We start from the raw sequence: 18,433 nt of genomic DNA on the forward strand, positions 1-18,433 counted from the left end.
GCTTGCAGCAACGCATCGTCACCATACCGGGCGTCCCCGAACGGCAGTACTCGCAGTTGCGCACGGGCGTCGCCGGCACCGTCTATTACCTTGAGACGGGCGCGGGGCGCGGGCGCGGCGGGCCTGACGGCGCGCCGGCCGGCAGCGAGTTGCACCGCTATCGTTTAAGCGACCGCCGCGCGGCCACGTTCGTCAATGGCGTCGCCGAGTACGCCGTCAGCGCCGACGGCCACAAGCTCCTTTATCGCACGCCGGGCAGCGGCGGCGGACGCAACACCGCGAATGCGACGGGCGCGAATGCCACGCCCGCACTCTTCCTGGTTGACGCCGACCGCAACCCGCCGCAAGCGGGACAGGGGAGATTGAACGTCGCGCTGCGCATGTACCTGGACCCGAAGGAGGAGTTCAAACAGATATTCAACGAAGGCTGGCGCAACCAGCGCGATTACCTCTACGTCCCCAATCTGCATGGCGCTGACTGGCCAAAGATGAAAGAGATGTATGGCCAGTTGCTGCCCTATGTGATGCACCGCGCCGATCTGAATTACCTGCTCGACATGATGGGCGCAGAGATCGCCATCGGCCATTCATATGTGCGCGGCGGCGACATGCCCGACCTGCCATCATCGGCGAGCGGATTGCTGGGCGCGGACTTCACGATTGACGGCGGCTATTACAAGATCGCGCGCATCTATGACAACGAGAGCTGGAATCCCGACCTGCGCGCGCCGCTCGCCGCGCCGGGCGTCGATGTTTCGGCGGGCGATTACATTCTCGCCATCAACGGCGTCGAGCTGAAAGCACCCGACAACATCTACCGCCTGCTCGACGGCACGGCGAACCGGCAGACGTCGCTCACTGTCAACAGCCGCCCGACCCTGAGCGGCGCGCGACAGGTGACGGTCGTCCCCGTGGCCAGCGAACAGGGCCTGCGAACGCGCGCCTGGGTCGAAGCGAACCGCCGGCTGGTTGATAAATTGTCAGACGGCCAGCTCGCTTATGTGTACGTGCCCAACACCGGGCAGCCGGGCTACGCGAGCTTTAACCGCTACTACTTCTCGCAGCAAGATAAGAAAGGCGCGATCATTGACGAGCGCTTCAATGGCGGCGGCTCGGCGGCCGATTACATCATCGATGTGTTGCAGCGCGACTTCGACGGCTACTTCAACAACGTCGCAGGCGAGCGCTATCCCTTCACCAGTCCGTCGGCAGGCATCTGGGGGCCAAAGGTCATGGTCATCAACGAGATGGCCGGCTCGGGCGGCGACCTGATGCCTTATATGTTCAAGCACCGCAAGATCGGTGCGCTGGTCGGTAAGCGCACCTGGGGCGGGCTGGTGCACACGGCGGACACGCCGACGTTCGTGGATGGCGGCTCGATGATCGCGCCGCGCGGCGGCTTCTTCTCGCGCGAAGGCCGCTGGGCAGTCGAGAATGAAGGGACGGCTCCCGACATCGACGTAGAGAACTGGCCGAAAGAAGTGATCGCCGGCCACGACCCGCAGCTTGAGCGCGCCGTGCAGGAAGCCATGAAGCAATTGAAAGAACACCCGGTCGAGCGCATGGGCAAAGAGCCGCCGCCGCCGACCTGGGGCAAACGCCGCGACGCGCAATGAGGCCGTCGCACGAACGAGAAGGGCGACCCTCAAAGGTCGCCCTTTCTTTTATTGGTAGCGCAATGCGGTTAGATTGCGCCGCGGCTCGCGCAATCTGTTAGATTGCGCTACATCGCAAAGGCAATCGAAAATCGCTCTAGCGCGCGGCTGTCATCAATTTTTCTTTCAGGTCTTCATTCAAAGCGGTCAGGAAAACCACCAGCGGGCGAATATCGCTCTCGCTTAGTTGAATCTTTGCCAGCCCGTCGTCGGCCTCGCGGACATGCCCTTCACGCGCCATGCGGGCAAGTCGCGACAGCTCGCTTATGGCGCTTTCAAGCGACGGGTAAGCGCCGTTGTGCATGTAGGGACGCGAGTAGGCCAGGTTTCTCAGCGTCGGCGTTTTGAACGTGGCGATCATTCGCCGCAAGAAGCGCTCGTCGCTCTCGCCCTGCCGGCGCAGCGTCGCATCATCAAGCTTCACAAAATTCCAGTAGCCCAGATCAACGCGCTCCGGCCTATTTTCTACCGGCGTCTCGCGGCAGTCGCGTAACGGGCGATGGGCGTCGGCAGCAGCGGGAATGCGTAGCGCCACGAATCGGCCTTCGCCATGAACCTGATCGTATTCGCTCTGGGTGATGCCAAGATTGTGAAACGAAGCGTCGGTGAACAATGGCGGCACATGACAGGCGACGCAGTTGCCTACGCGCGCGCCGCCTTCGGTGCGCAAAAAGAGCTTCAGGCCGTCGAGCGCCTCGGCGTCGAACTCTTTCGACAGCTTCAGCGCGCCGCGCGATTCAAGCTCGTCCACTCGCCGCAAGATTCTCGCGCCATAAGCGGTGGCGCTCTCGCCCTGCGCTGGGCGCGCGTCCAACCCATTAGCCTGAATGAAGCGGTCGTAAGGCGAATCCTGCGCCGACTTGAGCGTCCGCATATAAGCGGTGATGGCCTTGCCAATCAACTCCATCACCTGCTCAGGGCCGAGCCGTTCAAGCTCGACGCCGAAGGCTTCCTTGAACTGTTTGGCGTAAGCGACTGTCGTGGCGCCGCCTACATCATTAATCAGGGTTTGATAGACCTGCCGGCGCGCTTCGTCCTCTTCGCCCGGCAGCCAGCCATAATTGCGGCCCGCGAGCGTCCCGCGGACCAGTGCCTCAAGCGATGCAAACTCGCCGTCAAAGTGCAGGCGCGGCATGGCGGTGACATCAAAGAGCGTCGGCGCGTTCCGCACCCCTTCGCGGCGCGGGTCGCCCGAACGCCAAGGCACCCAGCTGCGCGTGAAGCTATCCGTGAAAGCCCGCACACGCTCCGGCTCTTCGCCGGATTGGTGACAGTGGGCGCAGCTCATAATGAGGTCGCCCTTGCCCGAAGCGAAGCGGTCTTCTTTGAACAGCCGCGCCCCGAGGCGAATCTGTGCGCCGCCTTGCTCTTCCTGGCCGGCGCGTATCGGTCGCGCCAGGTGGACCAAAGCGACACAGGCGAATGCCAGCAGCACGGCGCGGCTCAACCAGACCAGCCGATCAGCAGCGATGCGGTTTTGACGATCAGATTCCAAGGGATGCTCCTCGCGCCGCACAGTGAGAGCCGTTTACCAGCGCAGGACGATTTTTCCAACCGCCTGCCGCGAGGTCAAGAAATTCATCGCGTCGGCGACCTTCTCCATCGGGTAGAGGCCGCCGATCACCGGCTTCAGGCGGCCGGCTTCGTACATCTCGAACAACGCCCGCCAGCCCTGCTCGATCTTCGCCGGGTTGTGCTGGCGGTAAGCGCCCCAGTGCAAGCCGACGACGCTATAGTTTTTGACCAGGATGTGATTGCCGACGAAGGTGGGAAACTTGCCGCTCGTAAAACCGATGACGATCAAGCGCCCCTCAAAGGCGATGCACTTGGTGCTGCGCTCGCCGGTCTCGCCGCCCACCGGGTCATAGATGATGTCGGCGCCGCGCCCACGGGTTTCGCGCTTGACGACTTCGACAAAATCTTCGCTCTGATAATTGATGGCGATGTCTGCGCCGCTGTCACGAATCACCGCAAGCTTGTCGTCCGAGCTTGCCGTACCGATGATGCGGCCCGCGCCCAGCGCGCGAGCGATCTGCACAGCGGCCAGTCCGACGCCGCCGGCGGCTGAATGTACCAGCACGGTCTCGCCCGCGCGTAACTGCCCGCGGTCGGCGAGCCCGAAATACGACGTCTGGTAGACGATGCCAAAGCCCGCGGCTTCTTCATCGCTCATCGCTTCGGGCAGCCGCTGCACATTGGCTACGGGCGCGGCGGCATACTCGGCAAAGCCGCCGAGCCCGAGCTGTGCCAGCACGCGCTCTCCCCGTGTGAACGAGGTCACGCCTTCGCCGAGCTGCTCGATGGTGCCGGCGACTTCCATGCCGGGCGAAAACGGCAGCGGCGGCTTGACCTGATACTTGCCGGCGATCAGCAGAATGTCGGGGAAGTTCAACGCCGCCGTGCGCACGCGAATCAAGACTTCGCCGGCGCCGGGCGCGGGGCGCTCGACTTCGTCCATGACCAACCCTTGCGGCTCGCACCACTGATGCGCACGTATGGCTTTCATTGCGTCCTCGTTACTTGAGAGGTCTAACGATGCAAGAGCCGGACGATGAAGAACGATAGCGCGGCGATCAAGGCCGACGCCGGGATGGTCAACACCCATGCCCAGATGACCGTGCGCGCCACGCCCCAGCGCACCGCCGACAAGCGCCGGGTCGCGCCGACGCCGACAATCGCGCCGGTGATCGTGTGGGTCGTGCTCACGGGGATGCCCCCGAACGTCACCATCGCCAACGTCGCTGCGCCCGCCGTCTCTGCCGCAAAGCCGCCGACCGGCTTGAGCTTCGTCAAGCGCGAACCCATCGTATGCACGATACGCCAACCGCCGGAGAGCGTCCCCAGGCCGATTGCCGCCTGACAGCTAATGACCACCCAGAAGGGGATCGCCGGCAGCGACCCATCAGCTCCTAGCCGCATCGGGTTGCTTGGGTCATTCCCATGTTGTTGCGTGAAGTAGACCACCAGCACCGTCGTGATGATGCCCATGGTTTTCTGCGCGTCGTTGCCGCCATGGCCGAGACTGAATAGCGCCGCCGACAGAAGCTGACCTTTGCGAAAGATGCGATCCACTCGTTCGGGCGAAAAGTGCCGAAAAATCCACATAATCGCCACCATGATGGCAAAACCGAGAATTAACCCGACCAGCGGCGAAACGAAGATGAAGATGATCGTCTTGATCCAGCCCTCGGGTTTGAGCAGGCCGGCGATGCCTCGCTGAGCCGCAATCGCCTCGGCAATCGCCGCGCCCGCGTAAGCTCCGACCAGCGCGTGCGACGAACTCGAAGGCAAGCCGTAATACCAGGTGATGACGTTCCAGGCGATAGCGCCGAGCAGGGCGCACAGCAGCACCCATAACTGCCATTGCTTGTCAATCAGCGTGATGTTAATTAAGTCACCGCCGACCGTCTTCGCCACATGCGTTCCATAGATGAGAAAGGCGATGAAGTTAAAGAAGGCAGCCCAAATCACGGCGAGGCCGGGCGTCAGCACGCGCGTCGAAACCACCGTGGCTATCGAATTCGCCGCGTCGTGCCAGCCGTTGGCGAAATCAAAGATCAACGCGACGAGGATGATGAAAAGAACCAACGCGAGCAGCGCTGTCATTCGGGCAGACCTCCCGGAGGGTGACAAGTGACGAGTGACAAGTGACAAGTAAGCCGTGACGGAATTGCGAACCTGCCCATCAGGCTCTTGTCACTTATCACTCGTCACTTGTCATTTATTCTTGACGACGACAGCTTCGAGAGCTTCGGCGACGTCCTTGCAGCGGTCAATCGAATTTTCCAGTTCTTCGAAGAGCGACATCCACTTGATGACTTCGATGGGGTCTTTTTCTTCCTTGAAGAGCCGGCGGATGGCTTCGCGGTAGAGCGCGTCACCGCGCTTTTCGAGCTGGTTGATATTTTGCAGATGCTCGCCGACGCCGCGCCCGCCCTCAAGCAGCGCGAAGACGTCGGCCAGCTCGCCTGTGGCGCTATAGAGGATGCGGGCGATCTCGACCGCTTCGGGGCGCGGCCCGCTGACGCTGTAGATGTCGAGCCGCCGCGCCAGGTCGGTAATCATGTCAATGACGTCGTCAAGCTCGGTGACCAGCAGGAAAATGTCTTCGCGGTCAATCGGCGTGATGAAGCTCGAATTGAGCTTCTGCGTGATCTTCGCGCCCATCTCGTCGCAGCCCACCTCGACCGCCTTGATCTCTTCGGCATAGCGCCCCAGGTGCTGGTAGTCCTCGAAAATCCTCGCGAAGATTTCGCCGCCCTTCTGCACCTGCGCGGCAAGCTGACTGAGCATAGTAAAGTATTTTTCTTCTCGTGGTATCAAGCCCATAGTTGCCTCGCCTGCTTGAATTTTGATTGCAGCGCTTCGTTACTCGTCGGTAACAAGCTCCCACGCGGTCGTAACAAAGTGGTTACATCGTATAGGGCGATAACATCGGCAGTCAACTTGGATTGCGGTCACTAGGCAAGAGAACGGGCGCGACGGGCGGCCCGGTCAGCCGCCCGTCAATTTGCGATGTGGCGCAATGCGGTTAGATTGCGCGAGCCAATGCGCAATCTAACCGCATTGCGCCACACCCCAATGAAATCCGCTCTAGACCTGGCAGGCTCAGACTTCCGTGCGGAAAACGATTTCCGGCACCACGATGCGGACGGGCGGCACGACAATCTTCGGCATGTTGATCTTGGGGATTGCCATCCGCGGGAAGCTCATCGGCGCGAGCCGCATTTGCGGAATGGCCACCGGCGCGATGTTCATTTCGGGAATAACCACCGGCGGCATCGCGTCAATGTGAATTTGCGGGATGGCGACCGGCGCAAAATCGAATGGCCCGATGGTGATCGGGCCGATCTCAAACGGCTCGACCAGCGCCTCTGAGACGATCACGTCGGCGTCATCATCCGACCAGACCATCGAGGTCTTGCTCTTTTCGAGCTGCACGGTCAGGGTGCGCTCCTGGCGGTCGCGCATCACCTTCACTTCGACCGCGCCTTCGCTGCGGTTGCCCAGGGCCTCTCTAACGCTTCCGGGGTGGTCAACCGTTACCCCGCCAATTGACAGAATCACGTCGCCGGCTTTGATGCCGGCGCGCGCCGCCGCCGAGTCGGGATGGACAAAGGTGACGAGCGCCCCATTGCGATTCTGTAATCCGAAATACTCCGCGAGCTGCGGCGACATGCTCTGCAAAGAGATGCCTAAGCGCGCGCCGCCGAAGCCGTAAGCGCGGGCGGCGATGGCCGGGCGGGTAATCATCCGGGCGCGCGGCGCGGTGGTTGCGGCGCTGATGTGGCTGAGATAATCGGCGCGGTTGCCGAGCGTCACGGCGACTTCCATCTCGCTGCCATTGCGCAGCACGCCGAGCTTGACGTTGCGGCCGCCCGGCGTTTCGCGCAGGTGGCGGCTCAAGGCGCGAGCGCTCTCGACCGGCTCGCCGTTCCAGCGGACGATGACATCGTCTTTCTGCAAACCGGCCTTGGCCGCTGCCGTATCGCCGGTCACGCTGGTAATCCACGCGCCGCGCTCTTCGCGCAGCCGCAAGCGCCCGGCGACTTCACTGGTCACTTCTTCGATCTCAACGCCCAGATAACTACTTGATGGCATCGTAATGCGCCGTGGGCGCTCGATCTTGTCCTGGTCTGCGGGCGCGGCCAGCACCGCCGAGCTGATGATCAGCACCGTCCCTAAAGCGAGCATAATAGTCCGTTTCATTGCGAATCGTCCCTCCTTCGTGGTGGTGTGGTAGCCAACTGATTACTCGCGCGATTCAACGGATGAGTTCCAAAATTTGCAAACTCACAGGCACAATTCCGCCTCGCCTGCCGAGTGAGTGCGCGGCGGCGGCAAAAGGTTTCAGGATTCTTTAGCGTGGCAGGGCGGGGCGGGATTCGTACGCCTCGGACGGCGATTATCGGCTGATGCCGAGCGTGCGGCGGTAAAAGGCGATGGCTTCGGCCCACGCTTGATCGGTCGCTTCCGAATCGTAGCGCGGCCCTTCGTCGCGCATAAACGCGTGCTCTGCCGGGTAGAGGCTGACATTGAATTGCGTCCCGGCCTGCCTGAGCGCCTGCCCGATCTGCGCGCGCCCTGCTTCGGGGACGTGAGGATCAAGCGAGCCGAAGACGAGCAGCAGGTTACCGCTAATCTCGGCGGCGCGCTCAAGTGAGCCGGCGTCGGCATCTTTGCCGAGCTTGCCGTTGTGCAGGCCGGTGGGATAAAAGCAGACCGTAGCGCGCACGTCTGGTTGCAGCGCCGCTCGGAACGCCAGATGACCGCCGATGCAGAACCCGCAGGCGCCCAACTCTCCCGCCGCAACGCGCGGCTCGCGGCTCAACCAGTCGAGCGCGGCGCGGGCGTCGGCGTCGAACTCGGCGACCGCGGTGCGCGTGGCGTCCGCAAGGCCGCGGTCGCGTCCGGCGTCGTCAAAGGCAATCGCCGTCCCCGCCGGCTCGATGCGGTGATAAATCTCCGGCGCGGCGACGACGAAGCCATACCCCGCCAACCGCATCACGGCGCGGGTGGTTGACCCGGTCAGCTGAAAGATGTCCGAATAAAGCAGAATGCCGGGATAACGACCCTCGGCGCGCGGCGCGGCAACCAGCATGCGCATGGGGCTGCCATCAACCGGGATGTCGACGTACTCGGTGGTGATGATCATGTAAGCATCCCCTTATTTCAGGGCACAGGCGTCATGCGTATACGAGTTTCTTCAACGACAGAGAACGGCATCACCTGGAAAATTCTCATTAGCTAAAACTTTTAGCACCGGTCAGGCTAGCGGATAGACTTTCTCGGCATGGAGCAAGGCGCTGGCATAGGCGAGACAGGCGCGAATATCTTCGGCGGTGATTCCGGGATAGTTGCGCAGCAACTCCTCCTCCGTCCACCCATGAGCCAGCAGATCAACAATGAACTCGACGGCAAGACGAGTCCCTCTGATGACAGGTTTGCCAACCAGCACCGCAGGGTCTATCGTTATGCGATCTTGCCAGGCCATCTTTACTTCTCCCGTTACCATTTTACAACATCGGTCGGCCCGTTTTCCTGAACAATCGCCGCAGTCGCCCTGAGAGCCACCTCAGGGTTGTTCGAAAAAAGCCGTGCTCGGGAGGCGCTTCGTCGGCTTTGGTCTGCGCTTCGGCTTCGATGGCGGTGAAGAATTGCGCGAGCATCATGCGCGCCGCGCCTTGAATCATGCGCTGGCCGACGCCGGCAATCGTGCCGCCGACCTGCACGTCACCGCTATAATTCACCACCGTCGCGCCGTCGCGCTCTTCGAGGTCGAGCGTGCCCGCGCCTTTCAAGAAACCGGGCTGGCCTTTGCCATCTACCACCATGCGAAAGTGCGCCGGCGGCTGCACCTCTTCGAGCCGCACGTTGCCGGTAAAGACGCCTTTGATCGAGCCGACGCCGGCGCGCAAGGTCGTCGAAAAATGATTCTCCGCGACTTGCTCAAGCCGCTCGCAGCCCGGTATGCAGCGTTGCAATACCGCCGGGTCAACCAGCGCCTGAAAGACACGCTCGCGGCGCGCCTGGACTTCCTGTGTGCCTTCGATCTTCATAGGGTGACAAGTGACAAGTGACGAGTGACAAGTAAGGACAAGCGGGCTTCACCTCTTGTCACTCGTCACTTGTCACTATTTGGCGCGCGCGGTCGCCGCCTGAACGGCGCGGCCCGTGTAGACCTGTGCGAGATGTGTGCGATAGCTCTCTGAAGCGTAGATGTCGCCATTGATGGTCACGCCATCGGCGGCAGTCGCCGCCGCCGTGGCGATGGCCTGCTCGTCGAGCCCTGATCCTTTGAGCGCCGCTTCCGCGCCGTTGGCGCGATAAGCCTTTGAAGCCACGCCGGTGATGCCGACGCTTATGGATTCACACGCGCCGCCCGCATCGCGCACCAGGTGCACGGCGACGCCGACGACCGCAAACCCGGAGGCCGGCTGCGCCGCCTTCACATACGCCTGGCCATAGCGCCCCGCGGGCACGGGGATGCGAATCTCGCGGAGGATTTCGCCCGCGTCCAGCGCCGTCGTCAGCATATCGACAAAGAAATCATCCGCCGCGATCACGCGCTCGCCGCTGCCGCCGACGGCGACCATCTCTGCCCTGAGCGCGATCATCACCGCCGGCCAATCCGCCGCCGGGTCGGCGTGCGCCAGGCTGCCGCCCAGCGTGCCGCGATTGCGTACCTGCGCGTCGCCGATCTGCGTCGCGGCTTCGGGCAAGATCGGGCAGATGTCGCGCAGCCGGTCGCTGGCTTCGATCTGAAAATGCGTCGTCATCGCGCCGATGTGAATCCTATCGCCTTCTTCGCGAATGTAAGCCAGGTCACGGATGCGCCCGATATCGATCAAGACCGCGGGCTGCGCCAGCCGCAGCTTCATCGCCGGGATGAGGCTGTGGCCGCCGGCCAGTATCTTGGCGTCGGCGGCGTGCTGCTGGAGCAAGGCGAGCGCTTCGTCGAGCGTCGCCGGCGTCAGGTAATCGAATTGCGTTGGAACCATGATCTCTCCTTAAGCTCAGCCCTGCTGACTGACAATCTGCCAGATCTTTTCCGGCTTGAGCGGCATATCGATGTGGCGCACGCCGAGCGGCGCGAGCGCGTCAACGACGGCGTTGACGATTGCCGGGGTGGCGCCAATCGTTCCGGCTTCGCCGACGCCTTTGACGCCCATGGGGTTGACCGGCGACGGCGTCTCTGTGCGGTCAAGCTCCATCAGCGGGATCATCGCCGCCTTCGGCACGGCGTAATCCATCAGCGTGCCGGTGACAAGCTGGCCCTGCTCGTCATAGACCACCTCTTCATACATCGCCTGGCCGATGCTCTGCACGATGCCCCCATGCACCTGCCCGTCAACCAGCATCGGGTTGATTACTTTGCCGCAATCGTCCACGGCGACGTAGCGTAGGAACTTGATGTCGCCGGTGTCGCGATCCACCTCGACGACGGCGATGTGCGTGCCGAACGGGAAGGTGAAATTTGTCGGCTCGAAGAAGTGCGTCGCCGACAGCCCCGGCTCAAGCCCCGGCGGAATCTCGCGCGCCAGGTGCGCCGCCAGCGCGACGTCTTGAATCGTCACCTGCTTGCCGTCGTCTTCGGGCTCGGGCAGCGCGCCTGCCGGCGCCTGGCCCGCCGGCATCACCGGCTCAGGCACTTCGTTGGACGTCGCCGAAGCGGCTCTGGCAGCCATTTTCGTGAACTTGCCTTCGTTGAAAGCGACACTCGCGGCATCAACGCCGAGCATGTGCGCGGCGATCTGCCGGGCCTTCTCGATCAGCTTCTCGACCGCCATATAAACCGCGGTGCCGCCGACCGCCGTGGCGCGACTGCCGAAGGTGCCGATGCCGTATTGCACAATCGCTGTGTCGCCGTGAATCACCGTGATGTCATCGATATCAATGCCGAGCTGGTCGGCGACAATCTGCGCAAACGAGGTCTCCTGCCCCTGGCCGTGCGGCGACGAGCCGGTCATCACGGTGACTTTGCAAGTCGGCTCAATACGAACGGTGGCGCTCTCCCAACCGCCGGCGGGCATCGCCTGCGACGGGCCGAGGGCGCAAATCTCGACATAGGTCGAAACGCCGATGCCGAGCAAACGCCCCTGGTCGCGCGCTTTGCGCTGCTCTTCGCGCAGGGCCTTGTAATCGGCAATACCGAGCGCCTTATCGAGCGCCGCTTCATAGTTGCCGCTGTCATAGAACAGCCCCGTCGCCGTCTTGAATGGAAACTCGTCCGGCTTCGGGAAGTTCTTGCGCCGCACGTCCACGGTATCCATGCCGAGTTCGGCAGCGACCAGATCGAGCGCCCGCTCGACCACATAAGTCGCTTCGGGCCGGCCCGCGCCGCGATAGGCGTCGGTCGCGACTTTGTTAGTGAAGACGCCGGTGATGTTGATCTGAATGGCGGGAATCTTGTAACAGCCCGACAGCATCAACCCCGTCAGCGTCGGGATGGCCGGCGTCAGCAGTTGCATGTAAGCGCCCATGTCGGCCAGCACATTCCAGCGCAGGCCGGTGAGCGTGCCGTCGTTGTTGAAGCCGACATCGAGCGTGCCCACTTGCCCGCGCCCGTGAATCGTCGCCTGCATATTCTCGCGGCGCGTCTCGATCCATTTGACCGGCGCGCCGAGCTGCATGGCGATCCAGCCGAGCAGCGCCTCTTCGGCATAGACGTTGAGCTTCGAGCCGAAGCCGCCGCCGACTTCGGGGGTAATCACCCGCAGCTTGTTCTCCGGAACGCCGAGCATTAGCGCCACCTGCGTGCGCATCAGGTGGGGAATCTGTGTCGAAGACCAGATCGTCAATTCCTTCTCGCCCGGCAGGTAACGCGCCAGCACGCCGCGCGGCTCCATCGCTATGGGCGCGAGCCGCTGATGGACGATGCGCTGACTGACGACGTGATCGGCCCCCTTGAGCGCCGCGTCAATGTCGCCTTCGCCGGCTGTGAGCTTATAGGCGATGTTGTCGCCGTACGCTTCATAAATCGCCGGGCCGCCCGCGGCTGCCGCTTCCAGGTCAACGGCAGCGGGCAGCTCTTCATAATCGACCATGATGAGATCGATGGCGTCGCGCGCCGCGTAGCGATCCGTCGCGACGACGGCGGCAATGGGGTGGCCGACAAAGACAACGTGGTCAGTCGCCAGCACGCGGTAATCCGGGATGCGCAGGCCGGGGATCGCGCCGGCGCTGGCGCAGGGCACCGGGCCGACTTTCTGCGCCATATCCTTGCCGGTATAGACGGCGACGACGCCGGGCGCGTGCGCCGCTTCGCTCACATCGATGCTGGTGATCCGCGCGTGCGCGTACATCGAGCGCAGGAACATGACCGTGAGCGTGTCCGCGAGCTTGATGTCGTCAACGTAGTGGCCGATCCCTTGAATCAGCCGCGGGTCTTCAGTCCGCTTGACGCTCTTGCCGACGAATCGATTGGACATAAATCCTCCAGAAGTGACGAGTGACAAGTGACAAGAAGTGATGAGTGAGGAGTAATGAGTGGGAGAGCATTGCAGCATTACAGACACGCTCTTGTCACTTGTCACTTGTCACTTGTCACTCTCTTTTAGTCTCCCGATGCCGCTTTCATCTTGCCGGCGGCATAGCGCACGGCTTCGACAATGTGCTGGTAGCCGGTGCAGCGGCAAAGATTGCCTTCGAGCCCGTGGCGAATCTCGTCGTCGCCGGGCTCAGGATTGCGCGCCAGCAACTGTGCCGCCGCCATGATCATGCCCGGCGTGCAGTAGCCGCATTGCAGGCCATGTTTTTCCCAGAAGCCTTCCTGCACGGGATGCAACTGGCCATTGGCCGCCATGCCTTCGATGGTCGTGACCTGACAGCCTTCGGCCTGCACGGCAAAGACTGTGCAGGATTTGACCGACTGACCATCGAGCAGCACCGTGCATGCGCCGCAGATCGATGTCTCACAGCCGACGTGCGTGCCGGTCAGGCCGAGCACATCGCGCAAATAATGGACGAGCAACATTCGCGGCTCGACCTCGCGATGCTGGGTCACGCCATTGACTGTGAGGGTGATTGCTTTCTTCATTGAAGCCACCTCGCGTGGTTGTTGATGGATGAGAAAAGAAACAAGTCTAGCTTGCTCTTTATACAACCTGGCGCGACGAGTGACAAGGAAAAATGGGAGCCGTGTCGCCGCCGGTTGACGGTTAGAGTGAAAACAGCAATTGACACGTTCTTAAAGCTCAAGGGCGCTGCGCAGCTTGGCGATGTCGCGTTGCGGCGGCGCGCCAAAAAGCTTTTTGTACTCGCGGCTAAAGTACGAGGGGTCTTCGTAGCCGACACGGAACCCGGCGCTCGCGGCGTCCAGGGCTTCGCCAAGCATCAGACGGCGCGCTTCCTGGAGTCTGAGTTGTTTCTGAAACTGCAAAGGGCTCATCGTCGTCACCGACTTGAAGTGATGATGGAAGCCGGAAACGCTCATGCCCAGCTCGCGCGCGATATTTTCAATTCTCAGCGGCTGGTCATAGTTTTCGCGGAGCTGCTCGACGGCCTTAGAAATGCGCCGCGTGTCGCCGCCCGCGACCAGCAGATGGCTGAGCCGCGCGCCTTGCTCTCCCCGCAAAAGACGGTAGACAATCTCTCTGATGATGAGCGGCGCAAGCGCCTGCATCTCGCCCGGCGTGTCGAGCAGCCGGGCCAATCTGACAACCGCGTCCAGCATATCGGCGTCAATCGAGCTGACGTCCATCGCCTTGACGCTCGCATCGCCTTTTCTATTCTCGATGCCCGATTCCATCATGACCGAGGCGACTAGAGCCGTATCGAGATTTAGCCGCAAGCTGAAATAGGGGCGTTCCTCAGACGCTTCGATGACGTGGCTGACGATGGGCAGATCAACCGTCGAGATTAAGTAGTGGCCCGGATCGTAGCGGAAGACTTCCTCGCCTAAAAGCACCTGCTTGCTGCCCTGCGCAATGACGCAAAAGGCCGGCGTGAACACCGTATGCATCTTCTCCGTCGGTTGTGATGAACGACCGAGAAGTAAGCCGGGAAAGACCTCCACGACGCGGTCGTCGGGAAGGGTGCGGGCCATCCGCTCGACCAGCTCTTCTCTATTGATTTGCATTCTTTGCTGCTCGCGTTCCGCTGCTCGGTGGCTCATAAACTCATATTAATCGCTTTGTCTTCGATCAGCACGTCACGCGCCGCGTTTTTGCAGGATTGTCCAAGGATTCGCGAGAATCCTCAGTACCGCCCGCTATCTGAGAGCCTTATAATCAAAATAACGCAGAGGACGCAAAAAGTGCTTGCGAGCGAAACCAGAATAATACTTGGAGAAAGTTAAGGTCAGCCCTGGGAGGGCGCCTCGAAGGAGAAATTATGCAGAAGCGCAAACTTGGAAATAGCAACCTGGAAGTCTCGGCTATCGGATTGGGCTGCATGGGCATGAGCTTCGGCTACGGCCCTGCGGCAGACAAGCAGGAGATGATCTCATTGATTCGGACTGCCGTCGAACGCGGCGTCACCTTTTTTGATACCGCTGAAGCGTATGGGCCATTCACGAACGAAGAACTTGTAGGCGAAGCCCTCGCCCCCTTCCGTGACCGGGTGGTGATCGCGACGAAGTTCGGGTTCAAACTTGATCCCACGGCGGAGCGGGGTCTGGCGGGGCTCGATAGTCGGCCAGCGCACATCAAAGCGGTTGCGGAAGCTTCGCTCAAGCGACTCAAGGTCGAAGCTATCGATCTGTTCTACCAACACCGCGTTGACCCGGAGGTGCCCATCGAAGAGGTCGCCGGCGCAGTGAAGGAGTTGATTCAGGAGGGCAAGGTCAAGCACTTCGGTCTTTCCGAAGCCGGCGTACAGTCGATCCGCCGCGCACACGCCGTCCAGCCGGTCGCGGCGCTCCAGAGCGAATACTCGCTGTGGTGGCGGGAGCCTGAAGCGGAAGTGCTGCCGACGCTTGAGGAGCTCGGAATCGGCTTCGTTCCGTTCAGCCCGCTTGGCAAAGGCTTCCTCACCGGCAAGATCAACGAGAACACGACGTTCGACAGCTCAGACTTCCGCAACATCGTCCCGCGCTTTACGCCGGAGGCTCGGAGAGCGAATCAGGCAGTGGTCGATCTGCTTGGCAGGATCGCTGAACAGAAGCAAGCGACCCCGGCGCAGATTGCGCTTGCCTGGCTGCTTGCGCAAAAGCCGTGGATCGCGCCGATCCCAGGCACCACGAAGCCGCATCGCCTGGAGGAAAACATTGGGGCAGTCTCCGTCGAGCTTACGGCTGATGATCTCCGCGAGATCGATAGCGCCGCTTCAGAGATCAGCGTGCAAGGGGCGCGATACCCGGAAAACCTGGCGAATATGACCGGTCGCTGAACGAGATAGATTTGAGAGCGGCTGGCACACAGCCTTGCGGATTAGGTGACGACATGTCTGAGCTTGCCGAATGGGACAGCTTTTACTTAATTGTCGGCTCGGCTGCGGGTGCGCTGATCGGCTTGCAGTTTGTCGTGATGACACTCGTAGCCAGCAGGCCGCAACGACCTGAGGCGGATGCCGGCGCCGCCTTTGCGACCCCGACAATCGTTCATTTCGGCACCGCGTTGCTGCTGTCAGCAATCATCCGCGCGCCCTGGCAAGCGATTCTGCCCGCCGCAGTGATTTGCGGACTCGTGGGTCTTGGCGGCGTCGCGTATGTGCTGATCGTGACTCGGCGCATGCGAGCGCAGACCACCTACCGACCAGAGTTCCAGGATTGGCTGTTTCATGCGCTGCTGCCTCTGGCGGCGTACGCGCTACTCGCGCTCTCGACATTGGCCGCTCGCTCACATACGCGCGCGGCGATGTTTGGCGTTGGCGCTTCGGCCCTGTTGCTGCTCTTCATTGGCATTCACAATGCGTGGGATACTGTGACCTACCACGTCTTTGTAGAAAGACGCGAAGACCGCGAGGATGAGCGGCGTCACTGAGACCTGGAAGAAATCATAAGAAACTGGCTCGCTGCGCTCCAGTTGCGGCATTGGTCAGGCGCGGCGGGCGTCTTGAGCGTCGCCTTTTCATTCCGCTGTGTGCTTCACCTCTACAGGCTCTAGCGTGCGCGTGGTGTGCTCGGTAACGCTGAACGCTGGCTCTGCAAGCATGCCCGCCCTCGCTTCATCAAGCGCTTTCGCCGTTTGCTTCTTCAGTCGCTTCGTGTCGTCAGCTTCTTTAGCACCTTTCTTGCGGCCCAATAACATCCAGATGAACGCGCTTTCGACTCCAAGCATGATCAGAAAGCTAAACAGCGTGAAGAAGATAATCAGCCCCGGATTATCAGCTCCGAACACCATTTTCATTGCCATCGCCAAGAAGATGATCGCGCCGAGGCCGAAGATGAATACAGCGGCTATCGCCCCCACGAGCGTTTCCGGCTTCACCTCTGATGATTTGGGATTATCGCCTTTCGCCCCGCTCAACCGGGCTCCGCATTGATTGCAATAGGTCAGGTTTGGTGAGACTGCCGAACCGCATGTTGAACAATACATTTTTCACCTCTCTGAGAGACCATACGGCACAGCGAACTGGCGAGTTCAGCGAGGGCACTCTATGCCAGGGCAAGCGTCTAACGCATGGTATAATCGGGCGCGGCGCATTGAAAGAAACTCGCTCGCCGCTTTCCGGTTATACTGGCTATGGCTTCAATTACTGCTGTGGAATACGAGTCAATTGTTGAGCGACAACCTGCCATTTGCCTTTTCGCCTTGCATAGACGCGCGTATAACGGAACAAACTGGTGCTATCTCGCCCCTTGTAGCTAGCCTTTAAAGTAGAGCGTCCTGTAACGATAGCGGTTTCTCCAAAGATGCGGACATTCACCTCATCAACATCGAAAGCCTTCATGACATAGTCAGGATTCGGGCGGATGTCGTCTATCTCCTGGCCTTTATTCCTCAGCTCGCCTCGACTACTGGTCGCGATAAAATCGTCGGCGAGGAGGTGGTCGAGCGCCGGCACATCCTGCCGCATAACCGCTTCAGCATAGGTATGCTCTAGAGCTTTGATGGTTTGCTCACTCCTGCTAACCGGCGCAGATTTCCCCGCTGCGGTTTGACCGCCAGTTATAGAAGAGAAGGAGAGAATGATTACCGCAATGACATAAACGCGATTCATGGTGATCTTACTCCTTCTATTTTTCTTCCAGCGCCTCGATAATCTTCGGCACCAGTTCTTCGCAGGCTGCCCTCTCCAGGTTGGTCATCAAGGCAATGGCGAATTTCTGTTTCGGCAGTAGGAGAAGGTAGGTTCGCGTGCCGGCCTGCGCCCCATCGTTAGAAATTCTCAACCGCCCGTTCTCGTCGTTGACCAGGAAACCCATCGCGTAGCCCTGTTCCTTGCCGTCGCTCGTCTTCGGCTTCGTCCACATCTGCGCGAGGGTTTCCGCCTTGACCAGGCGATTGGTATTCAGGGCGATGGCGAACTTCGCGATATCCTCGGCTGTCGTCAACAGGCCGCCGCCCGGCACCTTGATGCTCGTGTCGTGAAGCGGGGCGTTTTGAATTTCGCCTGACTGCGTCTTGCGGTAACCGCGGGCGCGGTTCGGAATGATCGCGTACACATCATCAATAAAGGTGTGCGTCATGCCGGCGGGCTTGAATACGTTTTCGCGCATATAATCCCTGTATGACATCCCTGATGCCGCCTCGATTGCGCAACCCAGTAGCGTGTAGCCGGGGGTCGAGTATGAGTATTTCGTTCCCGGCTCAATAACCAGCGGGTCGGCTTTGAATGAGCCGATGGCTTCGCCGATGTTGTTATAGTGCCTGGTCGTGAGCACCTCGTCGGGCTTGTTGTGGCGGACGCCCGATTGATGAACGAGCAACTGGCGCACGGTGATTGAGTATTGTTTGTCGGGAGCATCCTTCAAGGCCACCTTCTGCGGGTAGGCGGCGCAGTATTTACTGATGGGGGCCTCGAGGTCGATTTTCCCTCGCTCGACGAGTTGCATGACAGCGACTGCCGTCATGGATTTAGCGATTGAGGCGAGACGGAAGGCGGTATCCGGGCGTGCGGGGACAGCATTTTCAACGTCGGCCAAACCGAAGGCTTTCGACCAGCGCATCTGGTTGTCCGTCACGATGGCGGCCGACAAAGCGGGCGCTTTATTCAGTTCCATCCAAGCCCTGATCGCCGACTCGATTTTCTCGACTTTGGCGGCTGGCAGGGACTGGGCGTTGCGTGCGGTTTCTCTTTGTTCATTGCTCTGGGCAAAACATAAACCTGTCAGAGCAAGCCCTAGCAGAATGCTCACTAACTTGTTCTTCATATAAGCCTGCCCTCGCTCGATC

At 61.0% G+C, this 18,433-nt stretch carries 18 protein-coding genes; 3 read left to right on the forward strand and 15 right to left on the reverse strand.

The window, feature by feature from the left end; genetic code table 11:
* A partial coding sequence (locus tag VJ464_14345) for a PDZ domain-containing protein (GenBank protein HKQ06311.1) occupies positions 1–1,616 on the forward strand: 1,616 nt, incomplete at its 5' end.
* 136 nt (positions 1,617–1,752) lie between these two features.
* On the opposite strand, the gene VJ464_14350 is transcribed toward VJ464_14345, so the two are convergent.
* The 12 genes from VJ464_14350 to VJ464_14405 all read right to left on the reverse strand — a co-directional run bounded on the left by VJ464_14350 (position 1,753) and on the right by VJ464_14405 (position 14,235).
* Positions 1,753–3,150 carry a cytochrome c peroxidase gene (locus VJ464_14350; protein HKQ06312.1) on the reverse strand — a complete coding sequence of 466 codons (1,398 nt, stop codon included), beginning with the start codon at positions 3,148–3,150 and terminating at the stop codon, positions 1,753–1,755.
* Between the two features lie 33 nt (positions 3,151–3,183).
* Positions 3,184–4,161: an NADPH:quinone oxidoreductase family protein gene (locus tag VJ464_14355; protein ID HKQ06313.1), complete on the reverse strand. Its 978-nt coding sequence runs from the start codon at positions 4,159–4,161 to the stop codon at positions 3,184–3,186.
* 23 nt (positions 4,162–4,184) lie between these two features.
* Entirely contained in the window at positions 4,185–5,261 is a 1,077-nt protein-coding gene (locus VJ464_14360; GenBank protein HKQ06314.1) for an inorganic phosphate transporter, read from the reverse strand.
* Between the two features lie 111 nt (positions 5,262–5,372).
* Positions 5,373–5,984: a DUF47 family protein gene (locus VJ464_14365; GenBank protein HKQ06315.1), complete on the reverse strand. Its 612-nt coding sequence runs from the start codon at positions 5,982–5,984 to the stop codon at positions 5,373–5,375.
* A 279-nt stretch (positions 5,985–6,263) separates the two neighbouring features.
* Entirely contained in the window at positions 6,264–7,364 is a 1,101-nt protein-coding gene (locus VJ464_14370) for a PDZ domain-containing protein (protein ID HKQ06316.1), read from the reverse strand.
* A gap of 196 nt (positions 7,365–7,560) precedes the next feature.
* The gene (locus VJ464_14375; protein HKQ06317.1) at positions 7,561–8,310 is read right to left on the reverse strand and encodes a dienelactone hydrolase family protein; all 750 of its coding nucleotides are present in this window, start codon (positions 8,308–8,310) and stop codon (positions 7,561–7,563) included.
* A 111-nt stretch (positions 8,311–8,421) separates the two neighbouring features.
* Entirely contained in the window at positions 8,422–8,649 is a 228-nt protein-coding gene (locus tag VJ464_14380) for a DUF433 domain-containing protein (protein HKQ06318.1), read from the reverse strand.
* A gap of 22 nt (positions 8,650–8,671) precedes the next feature.
* Positions 8,672–9,214: a carbon monoxide dehydrogenase subunit G gene (locus VJ464_14385; GenBank protein ID HKQ06319.1), complete on the reverse strand. Its 543-nt coding sequence runs from the start codon at positions 9,212–9,214 to the stop codon at positions 8,672–8,674.
* 75 nt (positions 9,215–9,289) lie between these two features.
* Positions 9,290–10,156, reverse strand: a complete 867-nt coding sequence (locus VJ464_14390; GenBank protein HKQ06320.1) for a xanthine dehydrogenase family protein subunit M — start codon at positions 10,154–10,156, stop codon at positions 9,290–9,292.
* A gap of 15 nt (positions 10,157–10,171) precedes the next feature.
* Positions 10,172–12,586 carry a xanthine dehydrogenase family protein molybdopterin-binding subunit gene (locus tag VJ464_14395; GenBank protein HKQ06321.1) on the reverse strand — a complete coding sequence of 805 codons (2,415 nt, stop codon included), beginning with the start codon at positions 12,584–12,586 and terminating at the stop codon, positions 10,172–10,174.
* Positions 12,587–12,711: 125 nt separating this feature from the next.
* Positions 12,712–13,194: a (2Fe-2S)-binding protein gene (locus tag VJ464_14400; protein HKQ06322.1), complete on the reverse strand. Its 483-nt coding sequence runs from the start codon at positions 13,192–13,194 to the stop codon at positions 12,712–12,714.
* 150 nt (positions 13,195–13,344) lie between these two features.
* Positions 13,345–14,235 (reverse strand): AraC family transcriptional regulator, encoded by an 891-nt coding sequence (locus tag VJ464_14405; protein HKQ06323.1) that lies wholly within the window; start codon positions 14,233–14,235, stop codon positions 13,345–13,347.
* A gap of 254 nt (positions 14,236–14,489) precedes the next feature.
* Here VJ464_14405 and VJ464_14410 point away from each other — a divergent pair, with 254 nt between their 5' ends.
* Together VJ464_14410 and VJ464_14415 are read left to right on the forward strand one after the other, a co-directional pair.
* Positions 14,490–15,485: an aldo/keto reductase gene (locus tag VJ464_14410; protein ID HKQ06324.1), complete on the forward strand. Its 996-nt coding sequence runs from the start codon at positions 14,490–14,492 to the stop codon at positions 15,483–15,485.
* Between the two features lie 53 nt (positions 15,486–15,538).
* Entirely contained in the window at positions 15,539–16,078 is a 540-nt protein-coding gene (locus VJ464_14415) for a hypothetical protein (GenBank protein ID HKQ06325.1), read from the forward strand.
* 87 nt (positions 16,079–16,165) lie between these two features.
* Here VJ464_14415 and VJ464_14420 read toward each other — a convergent pair whose 3' ends face one another.
* The 3 genes from VJ464_14420 to VJ464_14430 form a co-directional block, all read right to left on the reverse strand.
* Positions 16,166–16,564 (reverse strand): hypothetical protein, encoded by a 399-nt coding sequence (locus VJ464_14420; GenBank protein HKQ06326.1) that lies wholly within the window; start codon positions 16,562–16,564, stop codon positions 16,166–16,168.
* A 226-nt stretch (positions 16,565–16,790) separates the two neighbouring features.
* A complete protein-coding gene (locus VJ464_14425) occupies positions 16,791–17,258 on the reverse strand; it encodes a nuclear transport factor 2 family protein (protein HKQ06327.1) in 468 nt (155 codons plus the stop codon).
* Positions 17,259–17,274: 16 nt separating this feature from the next.
* Complete coding sequence (locus VJ464_14430; GenBank protein ID HKQ06328.1) at positions 17,275–18,411, reverse strand: serine hydrolase domain-containing protein; 1,137 nt, start codon at positions 18,409–18,411, stop codon at positions 17,275–17,277.
* Positions 18,412–18,433: the final 22 nt, after the last annotated feature.

It is taken from the genome of Blastocatellia bacterium (genome assembly GCA_035275065.1).
Taxonomy (GTDB): Bacteria; Acidobacteriota; Blastocatellia; order UBA7656; family UBA7656; genus DATENM01.